Genomic DNA, 20,098 nt, shown 5'->3' with positions numbered 1-20,098 from the left:
TCACCAGTTGCTAATTTCCTGAGCAGGAGGATAGCATTCTTTAGATAGATTTTCAAGAATTGTTGCCTAGATAGTCTGCCTGCTTTTACTGCCTATATCTTACAGTTCACCCTCGATTTTTGGCTTCTTGCTTCTTGCCTTGCACCTAGCGCTATATAAAAAAAGCCTGCACTCAGCAGGCTACCGATGTTTTCAGAAAGATTTAGTTGATCTAACCCCGGTCAGATCCAAACCATAAATCAACCAACCACAATGTACTCACTATTCACAGCAGCAGTTAGTGTGCCCTGATCCAGCAAAGCCTGATAAACCATCGCAGCTACCTCACCACGAGTGGCCTCACGCACGGGATTGAGTTTCCTCTGGTCAGGGGAATTGACCACAATCAGTTTTTTAGTAGCGGTTATGACTTGATCTGTGGCATAGCTGGGAATATCTCCTTTGTCATCATAGAGATCCAAAGCATTGGGATCCGATTCTTTTAAACCCAAACCATTTACTAAGGAAACAATTACATCCGCTCGCTTGACATTATCGGCTTGTCCGAAGTTGCCATTAGCGTAACCAGATAGGAATCCACCACGATAGGCTTTTTGAATCGCATCCTTAGCCCAAGACCCATCACCGACATCTTTGAATTGCTTGGCCTCCCTTTTGGCTGGAGGGTTAAACGCTTTGCTAATCAAGGCCGCATATTGAGCACGGTTGATCTTATCGTTAGGTTTAAAGTTAGTGTTATCAACACCTGAAATCATACCTTCTGCCAACAATCCCTGAATAAACTCTTTCGCCCAGTGGTTTTGAATGTCGGCGAATGTGGGTATCCCGTCGTCCTGAAATTTGACAATATATTGATTGTTAATGGCGCTGACTTTGTTAGCATCCACCAAGGCTTGATAAACCATCGCAGCTACTTCAGCACGGGTGGCATTGCGAGTGGGGTTGAGTTGCTTGATATTGCTGTGATTTACGATAATTTCTTTTTTGGTTGCGGTTTTGACAGCGTCAATGGCGTAGGTAGGAATGGAACCGCTGTCATCGTAGGCTTGTAAGGCATTGGGGCTAGAAGCCGTTAAGTCTAACCCATTCACCAGTGAAACAATGATTTGGGCACGCTGAACCTTGTCTGTGGGTTTGAATGTCCCCCCAGGGTAGCCAGACAGGAATCCACCACGATAGGCTTGTTTAATCTTTTCGTAAGCCCAATAATTGGAAGCAACATCAGTGAAATCCTTGGCTGCCCTTTCAGCTTGAGGATTGAACGCGTTTACCAACAAGGCCGCATATTCAGCACGGGTCATGGTTTGGTCTGGCTTAAAGCTGCCATCACCAAAGCCACTAATGTAGCCTTTACTGTACAATCCCTCGATGAAATCCTCTGCCCAATGACCGGCAATATCAGTTAACTTTTTAGCTTCTCCACCACCAGGGGTTTCTCCACCACCAGGGGTTTCTCCACCACCAGGGGTTTCTCCACCACCAGGGGTTTCTCCACCACCAGGGGTTTCTCCACCACCAGGGGTTTCTCCACCACCAGGGGTTTCTCCACCACCAGGCCCAATAACGATCGCGTCCTCAATTGAAACTGGACCACTGGCTTTTGTGGCAACTAACTCATTGCCCACTGAAATCAGCTCAACCGTGGTGTAATTTTTTAAATCAAACTCACCGTTGTTACGCAGTGCGTTTCCCCCTGGGTCTCCTGCGGTTCCCAAATCTGGCAAACCCTTCCCAGAAACTGACAGACCAAATCTCTCGTTGTTTTCAATCCGATTCCCACGCAGTATCGGTCGAGCGTCCCCAGAAACCACTATCCCAAAGATGTTTTGAGAGGTTGTGTTATCCACCAGCCTGGGCGCTGCATTACCATCAACAGCAATGCCATTACCCATTTTTATACAGGTATTGCCTTGGATGTTCCCTTTGGCATCCCTGGTAATCGATATCCCTTGACCCTCTATACCACTACCAATGAAATTATTATCTTTAACGTCTGGTGTGGCTTCACCTGTGACATTAACCCCTTCACGATTGCACTCTTTAAAGGTACAATTAGCAACCATAGGGCTACCAGACTCAATCCAGGCACCAGTACCTCGGCGCTCACGATTGGTCATGGTTACTCCCCTGAGCTCGGTATCCTTAGCTAGGATCAGGGTCACGTTTTGACCACCACCGAAACGGGTGTTGAACAATCCGTTGCCTTCAATTAAGATATCCTTGCCTTTGTTTGCTTCATCCCCTATAATTTTTACACCAGAGGGAGCTTTCAGCGGAAAGGTTTCACCACTGCCAGTATTATAAGTACCAGGTTTTAGTTGAATCTGGTCACCTGATCCAGCTGAATCAAATGCTTTGGTAATAGTTTTAAAGGGCGTAGATTCGCTACCATCAGCGCTATCACTTCCAGTAGCTGGATTGACGTATAGAGTTGCCATAATTTAGGATTACCTAAAACGCTTAAGAACACAGCAAAACGGCGGTGTCACCCATCAGAGGGTTCACCACTTGCTAATTTCCTGAGCAGGAGGCTAGCATTCTTTAGAAATACTCTTAAGAATTGTTACCTAGATAGTGTGCCTGCTTTTACTGCCTATATCTCACAGTTTAAGCTCGATTTTCATTAAATGTCCATATTAATTAATCCTTACTCTTTAGCCCTTAGTCTTTAGCTAAGACCGCGAGAAGCCCCACAACGAAAATGCGCAGCATGAGTGTGGGATGAATCGCGGAGCTGGAACTTTGATCAACAGCCTGAAAAACGTTATACTAAAAATAGTAGGGAAAACAAATTAAGAGCTAACCGCCACCTACGTGCTTAAAAATAGAACTTATTGTATTGTTCCGGTGCGGAGGGGCATCCCGTGTCGTCAATAAAGCTTGCCGAGTATCCGTTCGCGCAGCGTCGGCGAAAGCCGATACCGTTGGGTGGAGTTGGCAAGAAGCCCACACTGTAATCTCTGATGAGCGTGTGGGAGTATGTCACTCCTTAGTGCTTTGACTTTGGTCTTGGTGATTAGTGCTTTTCCGAAATTGACTAACAGATTGACAAACATCAGGTCTCCTGGCAGCTACCGAGCATCAAGTAGAAAGCACCAAGCACGAATTACCAAGCACCAATGACTAATGACTAATGAGACTTAAGCCGATTTGCTCTGGATTTCCTGTTCTGGCAAGGTCAGAATCTCTACGCCGTCAGCAGTGACCACTACAGTGTGTTCAAATTGGGCAGAAAGTTTGCGATCGCTTGTTAGAGCTGTCCACTTATCAGCTAGAATTTCCACTTCGTAGGTACCTTCGTTAATCATTGGCTCGATAGTGAAAACCATACCAGCCCGGAGGCGTTTTCCTTTCCCTCTAGTGCCATAGTGAGGAATTTGGGGAGCTGTATGGAAAATCTTGCTAATCCCGTGTCCAACAAAGTCTCGCACTACGGAAAAGCCGTTGGACTCGGCATACTCTTGGATAGCAGCACCAATATCGCCAACTCTTGCTCCTGGCTTGACCTCAGCAATACCACGCATCATACACTCTTCAGTAACTTCCACCAGCTTTTTTGCTAGGGGTGAGGGGGTACCAACAAAAAAGGTTCTAGAGGTATCCCCGTGATATCCATCCAGCTTTGGTGTTACGTCAATATTAATGATGTCCCCATCTTTAAGGATTTGCTTACCGTTAGGGATACCGTGACAGACAACTTCATTGATACTAGTACAGATAGATTTAGGAAAGCCCTGATAACCTAAGGGAGCACTGATTGCCCCATGCTCTTTTGTCCAGCGTTCCGCTTCATCATTAATCTCTAGGGTGCTTACCCCTGGCTTAACCATGGGTTCTAAATGGTCTAACAGTGCAGTGGCTAAGCGTCCAGCAAGACGCATTTTAGCTATTTCTCTACTGGATAAGATGACAATTCGTTCAGCTGCCATGAGTTTTTATTCCGTCAATTACCCCAAAAATTGGGAAAAATTATACTATTTGTTGTTTTTTTAATTGTACAATAATATGATCGCTCATTAACGCCGGTCGGCTTGAGAGCAATCGGTGAAGTATATAGCGCTACGCGCAATGGCAAGAGGCAAGAGGCAAGAGGCAAAAGTTTACTACACAAGGTTTTCAGCTTGTATCAATGTCAAACACTTTAATGGGTAGTGCTATATTGTGGGTTTTAGGGAATCGGGAATCGGGAATCGGGAATTGGGAATCGGGAATCGGGAATCGGGAATCGGAAACTTCGGATCAGGTAAAAATGCTATGTACCTCTTTTGTTTGCTATCCAAAGCCTTAATTTTTCAATAGAATAGGTCAGTTGATAAGACCAAGTAGGAGTTGATTGTGGAGGTCAAAGCCGCAGTAGCTTTTGAAGCAGGCAAGCCTTTATCCATTGAAACGGTTCAGGTAGGGGAACCTAAGGCGGGTGAGGTGATGGTGGAAATTAAAGCAACCGGAGTATGCCATACCGATGCCTATACCCTGTCTGGCGCAGATCCAGAAGGACTATTTCCAGCCATTCTAGGACATGAGGGAGCAGGTGTAGTGGTTGAGGTGGGTGAAGGGGTGACTAGCGTCGAGGTAGGAGACCATGTGATTCCCCTCTATATCCCTGAGTGCCGTCAGTGTGAATACTGTTTAAGTGGTAAAACCAATCTCTGTCAGGCAATTCGGAATACCCAAGGACGTGGTTTAATGCCCGATGGTACCAGTCGCTTCTCTGTCAATGACAAAATGCTCCATCATTACATGGGCACATCCACCTTTGCTAACTATACCGTACTGCCAGAAATCGCAGTAGCAAAAATCCGCAAAGATGCTCCCTTTGATAAAGTTTGTTACATCGGTTGCGGAGTTACAACCGGTATTGGTGCTGTGATCAATTCCGCTAAAGTTCAACCAGGTTCGAGAGTGGTGGTATTTGGACTTGGGGGAATTGGTTTGAATGTGATCCAAGGCGCACGGATGGTGGGTGCTAGCCAAATTGTAGGTGTTGATATTAATCCTAAGAAACAACAACTTGCGGAAAAATTCGGCATGACGGATTTTGTCAATCCTAATGAAATAGAGGGCGATTTAGTCCCTTACATTATTGATTTAACTAAAGGGGGCGCTGATTATAGTTTCGAGTGTATTGGTAATGTTAAGGTGATGCGCCAAGCTCTAGAATGTTGCCACAAAGGTTGGGGTGAATCTATTATTATCGGTGTCGCCGGTGCTGGAGAAGAAATCAATACTCGACCTTTTCAATTGGTGACTGGACGGGTCTGGCGAGGTACAGCTTTTGGGGGAGCTAAAGGACGCACGGATGTTCCTAAAATCGTAGATTGGTATATGGAAGGTAAGATTAATATTGATGACATGATTACCCATGTCATGCCCTTAGAACAAATTAATGATGCCTTCGATTTGATGCATCAGGGTGAGTCGATTAGGAGTGTGGTTACCTTTTGATAGTTGAATGCGATCGCGTACGCACCAAAGACTAGTGAAAATCACCAAACTGTTTTTGCCCGCCGGAAAATTATAACGGGCAATATGCCCGTTCCACCGGAAAATTATAACGGGCAATATGCCCGTTACACCGGAAAATTATAACGGGCAATATGCCCGTTCCACGCAGTAATGATGCCCGTTCCACGCAGTAATGATGCCCGTTCCAGGCACTAATGGGGTGTGGGCTAGCTTTAGCATGCATGCCTATTCCCGTTTTCCCATTCCCTATTCCCTACACCCTAAACCCTAAACCCTACACCCTACTCCCTACTCCCTACTCCCTATTCCTCACAACCAATTTCCCAGCAAAATAAAAGCGGACCAGTACAACGGGTGATTAAATGCCTCGCTCTGCAACAGCTCCTGTTGAGCTTGTCGCAAAGCTTCTGCCTTGGTAACCTGGCCTGTGGCTAACCTCTGATAGAAGCGAGTCATTAACTCTGTAGTGGCTAGATCGTCCACAGTCCAGAGACTGGCAAGGGTACTGCGTGCCCCCCCACGCACGGCGATACCAGCCAAGCCCAACGCGGCTCGGGAGTCTCCTGCGGCTGTCTGACAAGCACTGAGGACGAGTAATTCAATGGGATTTTCTTGCTTTTGATCCGCTGAGATCAGAGTATTTAACTCATTGAGATTAATCACGTCATCCCAGGTCAGCAGAAACGTTTCTTCCGCTACTGAACTAAATTCACCATGAGTGGCGAGATGAACAATTTCGTAACTAGAGGTATTAACTTCTGTATTAAAGTTGGATTCAGTAAAGGACTCATTGAGTAGAATCAATGAAGGAATTTGACCCTTGATATTCTCTAATTCCACTTTCACCCCAGGAAGTGCTCCGAAATTAGGACGATGGGGACGAACTTCCGTCACTCCAGCAGTGAGAACTGAAACGTTTTGTCTGACTAAAGCTTTAGAGTCGATTAATTGTAAACTAGGTGCTACGGCAATATTATAGTTCTCAATTAAATGGTCTTCTCCGTCATAAAGCACCGACATGGGAAGATCGCGCAGAGCCCCATCTGGTATAAATACTAGGGTGAAGATATTACTCTTGGCTAATTCTGCTTCAATCGGACCGATTAACCAGTCGTGTATTGTTTGTAAGTTGTCCTTTCTCAGCACTCGCCAAGGGCTAGTAATATTTATCTTTACCGAAGCCAGTAGTTTTTCTATTTCTGCTTGAGGTAAGTTCGTAGTAATCTGGCGCAGGGGTTGTCCCGGCAAAGTTACAATTACTTCCAGGCGGTCTGGTAAGATAATGGTATAGAAGATAGCAGCGTTGGGGTCAATTTCGTCGATATTAACGGGTTTAGCATCTAAACAAGCATCCCGAAAGAAGTTGTCTAGTTCTGCTAGTTGTAGGGATTCAATTACATCTCGTGCTTGTTTGAGGTTTTCTTGAGATGCATTGGGTTCCAGCAGTAGTCCTACTAATTCTCGGTAGACTGGTTCAACGCTTTCTCTAAACCCAAACTGAATATCGCTACTAATGGCGACTAGGTCGCTACGGATAGATTTGAGGGTTTGCACGGATTGAGAATAGGCTGCGATCGCGTTTTTCTGATCCTGTTTTAGATTGAGGATTCTGCCCAGTTGCCATTGCCATTGATAGGCTAAATCGGGAGCCTGGATTTCTTGAGCAATTAGTAACGCTTTTTCGGTTAAGTTTTCCGCTTCCTCAAGACGTGATTGCTGTTCGTATAAGCTTCCCAAGTTACCAATAGCTTCAGCTTCCCCTCGTTTATCTCCTAAATTCCTAGCCAGCTTAATAGCATCAGCGAGATGAGTAGCAAGGGCGTTGGGAGTTGTGAGTTGGGAGTTTTTAGTTTTTGACAGAGTCTTGGCTAGATTAATTCTAGCATTGATTGCTGTTTTACTGGGAGATAATGTGGTTAATGTATACTCTATAGCTGGCAATAACGCTCTAGCTTGTGACCACTCTTGTTTAGATATCTCTTGTTTAGATATCAATACACTCAGTTGATTTAATTGCCCTTGAATCTTAAGATCAGGTAAGGGAGATTCCTTCACAACCCGTTGATAGAACTCTATTGCGTCTTCTGTGTCTCCTTTTAATCTAGCGGTATTTCCTAAACTGAGCAGATTGTCAGCAATCAACGTCTGATCTCGTAAGTTTTCCGCTATGGCTAAACTTTGTTGTAAAATTGCTTTAGAGTCTTTGAATTTCCCGACTCGGCGCAGCACATCACCTAGGTATTGGAGGGCGGTACTTTTCAGGATGCTATCCGGTTGGTTTTGGAGAGTTTCCTGGATTTGAGTCAAGGTTTTAGTGGCTTGATTATACAACCCTAATACTCGTAAGGCTTGCACCTCGTAAATCTGACTTTCTGTTAATCTAGTTAAGTCTCCGATATCTTGATAGATAGCACTCGTTTGCTGCCAAGTCGATAAGGCTTTTTCCCCTTGACCTAGAGATAAGTATACTTGTCCTTGGACTTCTAGGATTTGGGCTTGTAATTGTTGACGTTCTTTGGGATTAGGAAGTTTTTCTAGTTGGCTGAAACCCTGGGATAGTGTTTGTTTAGCTTGGTCTAGGTCTCCCAAGGTTTGATAAACTAACGCGAGATTGACTAAGGAATTAATTTCACCAATAATGTCCCCACTATCGGTGTAGTTATTAATAATTTGCTCCAACAACGGGATAGCCTCTTGGTATTGACCTGTTTCATAGAGGTGTTGGGCTTGTTGTTCTGGAGAATCGGAAATCGGGAATCGGAACCCACCCCTAACCCCTCCCAGGAGGGGAACGGGAATCGGGAATCGGGAATTGGGTGTGATTGCTGGAGAATTTGATAATGCTTTACCCGATGGCAAGAAGCAGGTTAATGCGATGGCAATTACAAATGATAGTTTTTTCATAATAATTAAGGGAATAGAGAATAGAGCGAGCCTTTTGATGGTGCGTTACGGGGCTACTGGCTACGACCTTGAATATCATGGCAATCCCTCCCCTAACGCACCCTACGCACTACTCCTCCCTGCTCCCTATTCCCTTTTCCCGAATGACAATCAAGATTGGGAAATATCTGCTCAACAGGAGTTCCGTTAAACGGTTGCGCCGTCAGAATAATGGTGCCATCCTTTGCTACTACCCAGCCTTGGGCTTCGATAATCACTTTTTTGTCTTGAGAGCGTCTCACTGAGGATTGCGCTTGTAATGGTTGTCTGGTGCTGGGTAACCTAGGACGAGTTCGCCACCTGACTGTTCTGTGGGCATTAATCACTGGATCCTCTGGAGTCGGTGGTAATCCGCCTTTGCCGGTAATGGTAAAGGAACTGCCGCCAGCAATCCGATCATTCTCAAAGCCACAAAGGTCATTGGCGAGGATTGCTTCTGCATCCACCAGGATTCCTGGCAATTCGTTTAAGCCTGAGGTGGGGTCTACCTGGGAGATGTTGAGAATTACCTCACCGTTGAAGGATGAGCCAAGGTTGGAAGTAGAAGTGATGTCATTGTCTGGAGTTGGACGGTCTCGAAACTCTAAACCAAAGATACCTTTGGCATTAATCTCAACACGACCTCCTGAACCTTCTTCAGCATTGGCGGTGATGTCGCTATCTCCGAGACCGACTAGGGTATCAGTATTAATTGTGATATTTCCCCCAGTGGTTGTATCCTTAGCATCAGTTAGAATCTTGCTTTCGTTGAGGAGTCGGATGTCACGGGAAAAGAGTTTAATCTTGCTGTTATCTCCTCCTGCTGTTTCTGCTGTGATCCTGCCATTGTTGTCAAGGAAGATGGAGTTGGCATTAATCTTTACTTCGCCTGCTAAAGTTCTCGGTTGAGTGCTTCTAGCACTAACAAATGCTCCATCAGAGATTATTAACTTGTCAGTGGTAATATTCAAAAACTTTCCGGCATTTCCTTTCCCAAGAGTTTGAGTAGTCAAGCGGCTGCGAAAATCTCCATCGGCTGAGGTACCAATGACTTGAACAGATTCAGAGGCATCCACTCTCAAATTTCCGGCGTTCCCTTCACCAAAAGTTCCAGCTGAAACAACTGCTCCATCAGAGACAATTAACTGCCCAGTGGTAATACTCACATCTCCGGCATTTCCTGTTGCTTTTTGATTAGCTTGAGTAGACAAGCCGCTGCGAGACCGACCCGAGGCTGAGGTACCAATGACTTGAACAGATTCAGAGGCATCCACAGTTAAATTTCCGGCGTTCCCTTCACCAAAAGTGCTAGTTGAAACACTTGCTCCATCAGAGACGATTAACTGCCCAGTAGTAATACTCAAATTTTGGGCATTTCCTGTGCCTTGAGTTTGAGTAAACAAGCCGCTGGGAAACTTACCATTGGGTGTCCTACCAATCAGTTGAACAGTTGAGTCTGCATCTACAGTTAAATTTCCCCCATCTCCTTCACTAAAAGTGCCAGCTGAAACAACTGCTCCATCAGAGACGATTAACTCCCCAGTGGTAATAATCAAATCTCCCGCTTTTCCTTTCCCAAGAGTTTGAGTAGTCAAGCGGCTGCGAAACCCACCATTGGCTGAGGTACCAATCACTTGAACCTTTGAGTCCGCATCCACTGTCAAATCTCCACCGTTCCCTTCACCAAAAGTGCCAGCTGAAACTTGTGCTCCATCAGATACAATTAACTCCCCAGTGGTAATGTTCAACTCTCCTGCATTTCCCGTGCCTTGAGTTTGAGTAAACAAGCCGCTGAAAATCCCACCCGAGGCTGAGGTTCTAATCACTTGAACCTTTGAGTCTGCATCTACAGTTAAATTTCCCCCGTCCCCTTCACCAAAAGTGCTAGCACTAACTCGTGCTCCATCTTTAACAATTAACTCCCCAGTGGTAATCTTCAAATCTCCGGCATTTCCTGTTGCTTCTTGATTAGCTTCAGTAAACAAGCCACTGGGAAATCGACCATCGGCTGAGGTACCAATCACTTGAACAGATTCAGAGGAATCCACTGTCAAATTTCCCCCGTTCCCTTCATCAAAAGTGCTAGTTGAAACTTCTGCTCCATCTTTGACAATTAACTCCCCAGTAGTAATCTTCAATTCTCCGGCATTTCCTGTTGCTTCTCGATTAGCTTGAGTAACCAAGCCGCTGACAGACCTACCATCGGCTGAGGTACCAATCAATTGAACAGATTCAGAGGCATCCACTGTCAAATTTCCGCCGTTCCCTTCATCAAAAGTGCTAGCACTAACTCGTGCTCCATCTTTGACAATTAACTCCTTAGTGGTAATACTCACATCTCCCGCTTTTCCTGTCCCTTGAGTTCGAGTAAACAAGCTGCTGAGAATCCCACCCGAGGCTGAGGTACCAATCAATTGAACAGATTCAGAGGCATTCACGGTCAAATCTCCCCCCTGTCCTGAGCCGGATACATTGGCAAATATCCGAGAACCACCCTCAAGGCTGAGCTGAGAAGCCTCAACCACTATCCCACCGCCATTCTCACTTCCCAGGGTACCTACAAAAATCGAAGAGCGATCGCGTAAACTGACATTAGCCCCCCGCAATTGGATACTGCCACCACCAAAGCCAGTGGTAGTGACAAAAGCACCCCCGGACAAACTAATATCCTGAAACTCGTTAACTCCTGAATAATCCAATACAAAACTAGTATCCGTTGGGGTCAGCTTCACCATACCATTAGCACCAACACTCCCCAGCTCAATCCGTCCATCTAATACACTTATATCACCACCAGGAATATTGACATCACCACCAATTAGCCCTAAGGTTTGACCATTTCGTACCTCAAGCCCAAAACCAAAAACAGAAAAAGATTCATTAGTAATACTCCCGGGATTGGATCCATATTGCAACCCAGATGGAATATTAATGGTCAACAACGGTTTATCATTGGGATTTTTAGTGCTGAAAACTGTGCCATCGTCAAACAACACACTATCAGCAGTACTCCCAAAAAATGACCCTCCCACATCTAGTCTGCTAGTGAGACCGAAGACAATACCATTGGGATTAATCAAAAATAAATTAGCATTTCCCAATACCCCTAGAGTCCCCAAAATATTGGAAACATTTGGTCCAGTTACCCGACTCAGGATGTTGGCAACTCCAGCAGGATTATCAAAATAAACTCGCCCAAACTCCGCCACATTAAAATCCGAAAAGCTGTGGAATAGATTACTGTCTCTAATCGCCCCACCTTCAATTAAATCTATTACAATCCCGTTAATATTCAGATTGGTTACTACAGAGCTTTCATTGCCCAGGGTATTATCTGGGGTAATTTGCCCTAATGCCGTAGTTGCAGCCAGTAGAGAATACAGCACAACGCTACTTGCTGGCACCAGTCGGGAAATCCGAGCTTTCATGTTAATCAATAAGCTACCGAGTTCTCGAATTATTTCATAAAATAAATTCCAGCTTGATTGATTTACAAACTCTTCATCAAGACTTTACTTAAAATTAACAATAACAGGTAGCAGGGAGCAGGGAGCAGGGAGCAGGGAGTAGGGAGCAGGTAAGTAGAGTAGGGTGGGCAAAGTAATCATTTCATGACCAATCAAAATAACCAAACTGTGTCTTGATGCAGTCGCTCATGGGGGAAACCCCCAAGACCGCGCTGCATCGCTTTTTGCCCACCCTACAAGCTTTTGCCTCTTGCCTTTTGCCTCTTGCCTTTTGCCTCTTGCCTTTTGCCTCTTGCCTATTCCCTACTCCCTACACCCTACACCCTACTCCCTACACCCTAATTTTCACAACCAATTTCCCAGCAAAATAAAAGCCGACCAGTAAAAGGGGTGATTATATGCCTCGCTCTGCAACAGCTCCTGTTGAGCTTGAGCCAGAGCTTTAGCCTTGGTAACCTGGCCTGTGGCTAACTTCTGATAGAAGCGAGTCATTAACTCTGTAGTAGCTAGATCCTCCACAGACCAGAGACTGGCAAGGGTACTGCGTGCCCCCCCACGCACGACTACTCCAGCCAATCCCAAAGCGGCTCGGGAGTCTCCTGCCGCTGTCCTACAAGCACTGAGGACGAGTAATTCAATCGGATTTTTTTGCTTTTGATCCCCTGAGATCAGAGTATTTAACTCATTGATATTGATCTCGTCGTCCCAGGTCAGCAGAAAGGTTTCTTCCGCTACTGAACTAAATTCACCATGAGTGGCGAGATGAACCACTTCGTAACCGGAGGTATTAACTTCTGTATTGAAGTTGGATTCAGTAAAAGACTCATTGAGTAGAATCAATGAGGGAACTTCGGCGTTGATATTCTCTAATTCCACCTTCACCCCAGGAAGTGCTGCTAAATCTGGACGATGGGGACGAACTTCTGTCACTCCAGCGGTCAGAGCCGAAAAGTTTTGTTTGACTAAAGCTTTAGGGTCGATTAATTGTAAACTAGGTGCTACTGCAATACTATATTTCTCCATGGAATAGTTTTCCCCGTCATAAAGCACAGACATGGGAAGATTGCGCAGAGCCCCATCTGGGATAAATACTAGGGTGCGGATGTTACTCTTGGCTAGTTCCGCTTCAATGGGGCCGATTAACCAGTCGTGTATTGTTTGTAAGTTTTCCTTTTTCAGAACTCGCCAAGGGCTAGTAATATTGCTCTTTACCAAAGCCAGTTGTTGTTCTATTTCTGTTTTGGATAAGTTAGTGGTGATCTGGCGCAGAGGTTGTCCCGGCAAGGTGGCAATTACTTCCAGGCGGTCTGGCAAGATAATGGTATAGAAGATCGCGGCGTTAGGATCTATTTTGTCGATTTTAACGGGTTTGGCATCTAAACAAGCATCCCGAAAGAAGTTGTCTAGTTCCGCGAGTTGTAGGGATTCAATCACATCTCGTGCTTGTTTGAGGTTTTCTTGAGATGCATTGGGTTCGAGCAGTAGTCCTACTAATTCTCGGTACACTGGTTCGACGCTTTCTCGAAACCCAAACTGAATATCGCTACTAATCGCGACTAGGTCGCTACGGATAGATTGCAGGGTTTGCACCGATTGAGCATAGGCTGCGATCGCGGAGCGTGAGCTTCGGTCAATCGCACCTGTTTTATCCTGTTTTAGGTTGAGGATTCTGCCCAGTTGCCATTGCCATTGATAAGCTAAATCGGGAGCATTGACTTGTTGAGCAATGAGTAACGCTTTTTCGGTTAAGTCTTGGGCTTCATCAAGACGTGATTGCTGTTCGTATAATGTTCCCAAGTTACCGATGGCTTGTGCTTCCGCTCGTTTATCGCCTAAATTCCTAGCCAGCTTAATAGCATCAGCCAGATAAGTAGCCAGCTCCTTGGGAGTTGTCAGTTGTGAATTTTTACCTTTTAATAGGCTTTTGGCTAGCTTAAGTCTAGCCTTGATTGCTCTTTGACTTGGATATAATGTCCTTAAGGTATTGTCGATAGCTGGCAATAACCCTCTGGCTTTTGACCAGTCTTGTTTAGCTATCAATAGACTCAATTGATTTAATTGTCCCTGAATCTTACTATCCGGTAAGGGAGATTCCTTGACAACCCGTTGATAGAAATCCATGGCGTCTTCTGTGTCTCCTTTTAATCTAGCTGTATTGCCTAAACTGAGCAGACTATCAGCAATCAAGGTCTGATCGCGTAAGTTTTCGGCTATGGCTAAACTTTGTTGTAAAATTATTTTAGAGTCTTGGAATTTACCTACTCGGCGCAGCACATCACCTAGGTATTGGAGGGCGGTAATTTTAAGTTTGGTATCGGGTTTATCTTGGATAGTTTCTGTGATTTGATTTAAGATTTTATTGGCTTGATTATACAATCCTAATACTCGGTAGGCTTGCACTTCGTAAATCTGACTTTCTGTTAATCTAGTTAAGTCTCCTATTTCTTGGTAAATAGCACTAGTTTTCTGCCAAGTCGATAAGGCTTTTTTTGACTGGCCTAGTGATAAGTATACTTGTCCTTGTACTGACAAAATTTGGGCTGTTAATTCTTTTTTTTCCTTGGTTAATGGCAGTTTTAATAGTTGGATAAAACTCTGGGATAGTGTCTGTTTAGCTTGTGCCCATTCTCCCAATCTTTGATAAACTAAAGCGAGATTGACTAAGGAATTAATCTCACCAATAATGTCCCCACTATCCCTGTAGTTACTAATCATTTGCTCCAACAACGGTATCGCCTTTTGATATTGACCAGTTTCATAAAGTTGTTGGGCTTTTTGGTCTAGGGAATCGGGAATCGGGAATCGGGAATTGGGAGTCGGGAGTCGGGAGTCGGGAATCGGGAATCGGGAATCGGATGTGATGACAACAGAATTTGATAATGCTTTACCCGATGCTAGGAAGCACGTTAGTGCGATGGCAATTAGAAATGATAGTTTTTTCATAATAATTAAGGGAATAGAGAATAGAGCGAGCCTTTTGATGGTGCGTTACGGGGCTACTGGCTACGACCTTGAATATCATGGCAATCCCTCCCCTAACGCACCCTACGCACTACTCCTCCCTGCTCCCTGTTCCCTGTTCCCTATTCCCTCTTCCCACATGACAATCAAGATTGGGAAATATCTGCTCCACAGGAGTTCCCCTAAAGGGATGGGCGGTCAGAATAATCGTGCCATCCTTTGCTATTACCCAGCCTTGGGCTTCGATAATCACTTTTTTTTCTTGGAGAGGGTGTCTTGATGCTTGCTGCGGTAATTGCTGTAATGCTTGTCTGCTGCTGGCTAAGCCAGGACGAGTTCTCCAGCTCACTGTTCTGTCAGTATTAATCACTGAATCGTCTGGAGTTGGTGGTAAACCCCCTTTGCCGGTAATGGTAAAGGAACTGCCGCCAGCAATCCGATTATTTTCAAAGCCACAAAGGTCATTGGCCAGGATAGCTTCTGCATCCACCAGGATTCCTGGCAATTCGTTTAAGCCTGAGGTGGGGTCTATCTGGGTGATGTTGAGGATTACGTCACCGTTGAAGGATGAGCCACGATTGGAGGTGGAAGTAATGTCATTGTCTGGAGTTGGACTGTCTCGAAACTCTAAGCCAAAGATGCCTTTGGCATTAATCTCAACACGACCTCCTTCCCCTTCGTCAGCATTGGCAATGATGTCGCTATTTCCGAGACCGACTAAAGTATCAGTATCAATTTCTATATTTCCGCCAGTTGTTGTATTCTGAGCTTCAGTTATAATCAAGCTTTCGTTCAGGAGTCGGATGTCACGGGAAAATAGTTTAATCTTGCTATTGTCTCCTCCTGCTGTTTCTGCTGTGATCCTTCCTTTGTTGTCAAGGAAAATGGAATGGGCATTAATCTTTACCTCCCCTGCTGTTGTATCCTGTTGAATGCTTCTAGCACTAACTTCTGCTCCATCAGAGACAATTAACTGGCCAGTGGTAATTTTCAACAACTCTCCCGCATCTCCTTTCCCTTCAGTTTCAGTAAACAAGCCACTGGGAAACTGACCATCGGCTGAGGTACCAATTAGTTGAATAGTCTCCTTGGCATCCACACTCAAGGTTCCCCCGTCCCCTTCACCCCTGGTGCGAGCTGAAACTCTTGCTCCATCTTTGACAATTAACTCCCCAGTGGTAATACTCAAATCTCCTGCTTTTCCTTTTGAGCCTGGATTAGTTTGAGCAAACAAGCCGCTGCGAAACCGACTATCGGCTGAGGTACCAATGACTTCAATAGATTCAGAGGCATTGACACTCAAGCTTCCTCCGTCCCCTTCACCGCTTGTGCTAGCTGAAACTCGTGCTCCATCAGAGACCATTAACTTGGCAGTGGTAATACGTGTTTCTCCCGCATTTCCTTTCCCTTCAGTTGCATTAAACAAGCCGCTGGAAAACTGACCATTGGCTGAGGTACCAATGAGTTGAACAGTAGAGTCGGCATCCACACTCAAGCTTCCTCCGTCCCCTTCACCGCTTGTGCTAGCTGAAACTTGTGCTCCATCAGAGACTATTAACTGCCCAGTGGTAATACGTGTTTCTCCCGCATTTCCTTTCCCTTCAGTTTGAGTAAACAAGCCGCTGGGTAACTCACCATCGGCTCTCGTACCAATGAGTTGAACAGTAGAGTCGGCATCCACACTCAAGCTTCCCCCGTCCCCTTCACCGCTTGTGCCAGCTGAAACAACTGCTCCATCAGAGACCATTAACTGCCCAGTAGTAATACTCAAATCTCCCGCTTTTCCTGTCCCGTCAGTTTGAGTAGTCAAGGCGCTGACAGACTGACCATCGACTCTCGTACCAATGACTTGAACACTAGAGTCGGCATTCACACTCAAGCTTCCTCCGTCCCCTTCACCAAAAGTGCGAGCTGAAACAACTGCTCCATCAGAGACCATTAACTTCCCAGTGGTAATATTCAAATCTCCCGCATTTCCTGTCCCAAAAGTTTGAGCAAACAAGCCGCTGAACAACCGACCATCGGCTGAGCTACCAATCACTTCAACAGATTCAGAGGCATCCACACTCAAGGTTCCTCCGTCCCCTTCACCCCTTGTGCTAGCTGAAACAACTGCTCCATCAGAGACAATAAACTGCCCGGTGGTAATACGTGTTTCTCCCGGATTTCCTGTCCCAAAAGTTTGATTAAACAAGCCACTGGGAGACTGACCATCGGCTGAGGTACCAATGAGTTTAACAGTCTCCTCGGCATCCACACTCAAGCTTCCTCCGTCCCCTTCACCGCTTGTGCCAACTGAAACTTCTGCTCCATCAGAGACCATGAACTGCCCAGTGGTAATACTCACATCTCCCGCATTTCCTTTCCCAAAAGTTCGAGCCAACAAGCCACTGGCAACCCCACCCGAGGCTGAGGTACCAATGACTTCAACAGATTCAGAGGCATCCACACTCAAGGTTCCCCCGTCCCCTTCACCCCTTGTGCTAGCTGAAACAACTGCTCCATCTTTAACAATTAACTGCCCAGTAGTAATACGTGTTTCTCCCCCATTTCCTGTCCCTTCAGTTTGAGCAAACAAGCCACTGCGAAACCGACCATCGGCTGAGATACCAATGACTTGAACAGATTCAGAGGCATCCACACTCAAGCTTCCTCCGTCCCCTTCACCAAAAGTGTTAGCTGAAACAAATGCTCCATCTTTAACAATTAACTGCCCAGTGGTAATACGTGTTTCTCCCCCATTTCCTGTCCCAAAAGTTTGAGTCAATAAGCGGCTGCGAATCCGACCATCGGCTGCGGTACCAATGAGTTTAACCGTAGAGTCGGCATCCACTGTCACATTTCCCCCGTCCCCTTCACCAAAAGTGCTAGCTGAAACTTCTGCTCCATCAGAGACCATTAACTCCCCAGTGGTAATACGTGTTTCTCCCGCTTTTCCTGTCCCTTGAGTTCGAGCAAACAAGCCGCTGCGAATCCGAACATTGGCTGCGGTACCAATGAGTTTAACAGTCTCCTCGGCATCCACACTCAAGCTTCCTCCGTCCCCTTCACCCCTTGTGTCAGTTGAAACTCTTGCTCCATCTTTGACAATTAACTCCCCAGTAGTAATACTCACATCTCCCCCATTTCCTGTTGAGCCTGGATTAGCTTGAGCAAACAAGCCGCCGACAATGCGACCATTGGCTGAAGTACCAATGAGTTTAACCGTAGAGTCCGCATCCACTGTCAAATTTCCTCCGTCCCCTTCACCAAAAGTGTTAGCTGAAACTCTTGCTCCATCAGAGACAATTAACTCCTCAGTGGTAATACTCACATCTCCCCCATTTCCTGTCCCAGAAGTTTCAGCAAACAAGCCGCTGGGAAACCGACCATCGCCTGAGGTACCAATGAGTTTAACCGTAGAGTCCGCATCCACTGTCAAATTTCCTCCGTCCCCTTGACCAACAGTGTTAACTGAAACTCTTGCTCCATCAGAGACAATTAACTGCCCAGTGGTAATACTCACATCTCCCCCATTTCCTGTTGCTCTTGGAAGAACTCGGGCTCCCAAAACGCTGGGTCTACCATCAGGCGATACACCAATTACTCGAACAGATTCAGTGGCATCCACTGTCAAATCTCCCCCCTGTCCTAAGCCAGTTACATCCGTAGTTATCCTAGAACCACCCTCAAGACTCAACTGTGAAGCCTCAACAACTATCCCACCGCCATTCTGACTTCCCAGGGTATTCGCAAAAATAAAAGAGCGATCGCGTAAACTCACATTACTCCCCTGCACCTGGATACTGCCACCACCAATGCCACTGGTCTCAACTCTAGCCCCCTCGGACAAACTAATATCCTGAAACTCTTGAACTGGTGAATAATCCAAAATAAAACTACTATCCGTTGGGGTCAGGTTCACCACAGCATTAGAACCAACACTCCCCAGTTCAATGCGTCCATCTTTTGCAGTTAAATTACCACCAGGAATAGTAATGTCACCACCAATCAGCCCTAAGGTTTTACCATCTGGTACCTGAAGACCATTAATTCGTTCCCCAAACTTACGACGACGAAGAGACTGATTAGTGATACTCCCTGGATTGGAACCATATTGCAACCCAGATGGAATATTAATCGTTAATAACGGTTTATCATTGGGATTTTTAGCACTGAATACTGTGCCATCTTCAAACAACACACTATCAGCAGTACTCCCAAAAAATGAACCTCCTAGATCTAGTCTGCTATTGGGGCCAAAGAAAATACCGTTTGGATTTATCACAAACAAGTTAGCATTTCCCAACACCCCTAGAGTCCCTAAAATATTGGAAACATTAGTTCCAGTTACCCGACTCAGGATGTTGGCAATTCCAGCAGGATTAGCAAAATAAACCCGCCCCATCTCACCCACATTGAAATCTGAAAAGCTGTGGAAGAGATTGCTTTCTCTAATCGCCCCACCTTCTATCAAATCGGCTAGGGCACCCTTAACATCGACATTGGGAGTTACTACAGAGCTGACCTTCCCCAGGGTATTATCTGGGGTAATTTGTCCTAATGCTGTAGTTGCACCCAGTAAAGAACACAGAAGAACGCTACTTGCTTGCACAAGTCCGTAAACCCGAGGTTTCATGTTACTAAAAATGAGCTACCGAATTGCTATAATTATTTCATACAATTCTGTTTTATTCTGTTAATTTTTATTAGGCCAATATGGCAGTTTTAAATTGGGTGAGGGGCATTTTTTAGTTTAGGTAATCGGTAATTGGGAATAGGCAATTGGGAATAGGTAATTGGGAATATAGCAATTCTACGACTTGTGAGGTACAAATTTCTGGTTTTTAGGGAGCAGGGAGCAGGGAGCAGGGAGCAGGGAGCAGGGAGCAGGGAGCAGGGAGCAGGGAGCAGGGAGCAGGGAGCAGGGAGCAGGGAGCAGGGAGGAGCAGGGAGCAGGGAGCAGGGAGCAGGGAAGAGCTAAGAGGGAAGAGGGAAGAGCTAAGAGGGAAGAGGTAAAAACTAATGTGTACCTCATGAGTCCTAGAAACGCTATAGGTAATTGGGAATAAGGAATCGGTAATTGGGAATCGGGAATCGGGAATCGGGAATCGGGAATCGGCAATTGGGAATCGGGAATCGGGAATCGGGAATCGGGAATCGGTAATCGGTAATCGGGAATCGGGAATCGGTAATCGGGAATCGGTAATCGGTAATCGGGAATATATCAAAGTAATAATAGTTGATTATTTCAGTACTGAAATTGATGGTTATCACATCCGATATTAAGTTTTTTTGTACTG

Annotated in this window: 13 protein-coding genes; 3 read left to right on the top strand and 10 right to left on the bottom strand. The window is 45.6% G+C overall.

Annotated features, from left to right (window positions below):
• Positions 1-239: 239 nt before the first annotated feature.
• Positions 240-2,438: an S-layer homology domain-containing protein gene (locus tag BJP34_RS04605; protein ID WP_070391334.1), complete on the bottom strand. Its 2,199-nt coding sequence runs from the start codon at positions 2,436-2,438 to the stop codon at positions 240-242.
• Positions 2,439-2,839: 401 nt separating this feature from the next.
• Here BJP34_RS04605 and BJP34_RS42390 point away from each other — a divergent pair, with 401 nt between their 5' ends.
• Positions 2,840-3,001: a hypothetical protein gene (locus BJP34_RS42390; RefSeq protein ID WP_158517009.1), complete on the top strand. Its 162-nt coding sequence runs from the start codon at positions 2,840-2,842 to the stop codon at positions 2,999-3,001.
• Positions 3,002-3,140: 139 nt separating this feature from the next.
• Here BJP34_RS42390 and map read toward each other — a convergent pair whose 3' ends face one another.
• Both map and BJP34_RS48370 read right to left on the bottom strand, forming a co-directional pair.
• On the bottom strand, positions 3,141-3,929 hold the full coding sequence (map, locus tag BJP34_RS04600; protein ID WP_070391333.1) for a type I methionyl aminopeptidase: 789 nt from the start codon (positions 3,927-3,929) through the stop codon (positions 3,141-3,143).
• 225 nt (positions 3,930-4,154) lie between these two features.
• The gene (locus BJP34_RS48370; protein WP_267876480.1) at positions 4,155-4,280 is read right to left on the bottom strand and encodes a hypothetical protein; all 126 of its coding nucleotides are present in this window, start codon (positions 4,278-4,280) and stop codon (positions 4,155-4,157) included.
• Positions 4,281-4,332: 52 nt separating this feature from the next.
• Between BJP34_RS48370 and BJP34_RS04595 the strand changes: the two genes are divergently transcribed.
• A complete protein-coding gene (locus BJP34_RS04595) occupies positions 4,333-5,445 on the top strand; it encodes an S-(hydroxymethyl)glutathione dehydrogenase/class III alcohol dehydrogenase (RefSeq protein WP_365974431.1) in 1,113 nt (370 codons plus the stop codon).
• A 70-nt stretch (positions 5,446-5,515) separates the two neighbouring features.
• On the opposite strand, the gene BJP34_RS42385 is transcribed toward BJP34_RS04595, so the two are convergent.
• From BJP34_RS42385 to BJP34_RS04585, 3 genes are all read right to left on the bottom strand, one after another.
• Positions 5,516-5,689, bottom strand: coding sequence for a hypothetical protein (locus BJP34_RS42385; RefSeq protein ID WP_158517008.1), 174 nt, complete (start codon positions 5,687-5,689; stop codon positions 5,516-5,518).
• An 86-nt stretch (positions 5,690-5,775) separates the two neighbouring features.
• Positions 5,776-8,370, bottom strand: a complete 2,595-nt coding sequence (locus tag BJP34_RS04590; protein WP_070391331.1) for a CHAT domain-containing protein — start codon at positions 8,368-8,370, stop codon at positions 5,776-5,778.
• Between the two features lie 92 nt (positions 8,371-8,462).
• Complete coding sequence (locus BJP34_RS04585; protein WP_070391330.1) at positions 8,463-11,816, bottom strand: filamentous hemagglutinin N-terminal domain-containing protein; 3,354 nt, start codon at positions 11,814-11,816, stop codon at positions 8,463-8,465.
• 215 nt (positions 11,817-12,031) lie between these two features.
• Here BJP34_RS04585 and BJP34_RS38700 point away from each other — a divergent pair, with 215 nt between their 5' ends.
• Positions 12,032-12,226 (top strand): hypothetical protein, encoded by a 195-nt coding sequence (locus BJP34_RS38700; protein ID WP_149030793.1) that lies wholly within the window; start codon positions 12,032-12,034, stop codon positions 12,224-12,226.
• Here the strand turns inward: BJP34_RS38700 and BJP34_RS04580 are convergent.
• The 4 genes from BJP34_RS04580 to BJP34_RS38690 form a co-directional block, all read right to left on the bottom strand.
• The gene (locus tag BJP34_RS04580; protein WP_070391329.1) at positions 12,201-14,798 is read right to left on the bottom strand and encodes a CHAT domain-containing protein; all 2,598 of its coding nucleotides are present in this window, start codon (positions 14,796-14,798) and stop codon (positions 12,201-12,203) included. The two genes, BJP34_RS38700 and BJP34_RS04580, sit on opposite strands and share 26 nt — an antisense overlap.
• Before the next feature lie 109 nt (positions 14,799-14,907).
• The gene (locus tag BJP34_RS04575; protein ID WP_070391328.1) at positions 14,908-19,434 is read right to left on the bottom strand and encodes a filamentous hemagglutinin N-terminal domain-containing protein; all 4,527 of its coding nucleotides are present in this window, start codon (positions 19,432-19,434) and stop codon (positions 14,908-14,910) included.
• Between the two features lie 177 nt (positions 19,435-19,611).
• Entirely contained in the window at positions 19,612-19,833 is a 222-nt protein-coding gene (locus BJP34_RS38695) for a hypothetical protein (protein WP_149030792.1), read from the bottom strand.
• A gap of 14 nt (positions 19,834-19,847) precedes the next feature.
• Positions 19,848-20,072: a hypothetical protein gene (locus tag BJP34_RS38690; protein ID WP_149030791.1), complete on the bottom strand. Its 225-nt coding sequence runs from the start codon at positions 20,070-20,072 to the stop codon at positions 19,848-19,850.
• Positions 20,073-20,098: the final 26 nt, after the last annotated feature.

Source organism: Moorena producens PAL-8-15-08-1 (genome assembly GCF_001767235.1).
Classification (GTDB): domain Bacteria; phylum Cyanobacteriota; class Cyanobacteriia; order Cyanobacteriales; family Coleofasciculaceae; genus Moorena; species Moorena producens_A.
The sequence above is the reverse complement of the archived record's forward strand: the minus strand, read 5'-3'. Positions and strand labels throughout refer to the sequence as shown.

Bases quoted from the DNA above. Each gene is read 5' to 3' on its own strand.
- BJP34_RS04575 (WP_070391328.1), bottom strand. From the start codon at position 19,434: ATGAAACCTCGGGTTTACGGACTTGTGCAAGCAAGTAGCGTTCTTCTG.
- BJP34_RS38700 (WP_149030793.1), top strand. From the start codon at position 12,032: ATGCAGTCGCTCATGGGGGAAACCCCCAAGACCGCGCTGCATCGCTTT.
- BJP34_RS04585 (WP_070391330.1), bottom strand. From the start codon at position 11,816: ATGAAAGCTCGGATTTCCCGACTGGTGCCAGCAAGTAGCGTTGTGCTG.
- BJP34_RS04605 (WP_070391334.1), bottom strand. From the start codon at position 2,438: ATGGCAACTCTATACGTCAATCCAGCTACTGGAAGTGATAGCGCTGAT.
- BJP34_RS42385 (WP_158517008.1), bottom strand. From the start codon at position 5,689: ATGCATGCTAAAGCTAGCCCACACCCCATTAGTGCCTGGAACGGGCAT.
- BJP34_RS04590 (WP_070391331.1), bottom strand. From the start codon at position 8,370: ATGAAAAAACTATCATTTGTAATTGCCATCGCATTAACCTGCTTCTTG.
- BJP34_RS38695 (WP_149030792.1), bottom strand. From the start codon at position 19,833: ATGAGGTACACATTAGTTTTTACCTCTTCCCTCTTAGCTCTTCCCTCT.
- map (WP_070391333.1), bottom strand. From the start codon at position 3,929: ATGGCAGCTGAACGAATTGTCATCTTATCCAGTAGAGAAATAGCTAAA.
- BJP34_RS04580 (WP_070391329.1), bottom strand. From the start codon at position 14,798: ATGAAAAAACTATCATTTCTAATTGCCATCGCACTAACGTGCTTCCTA.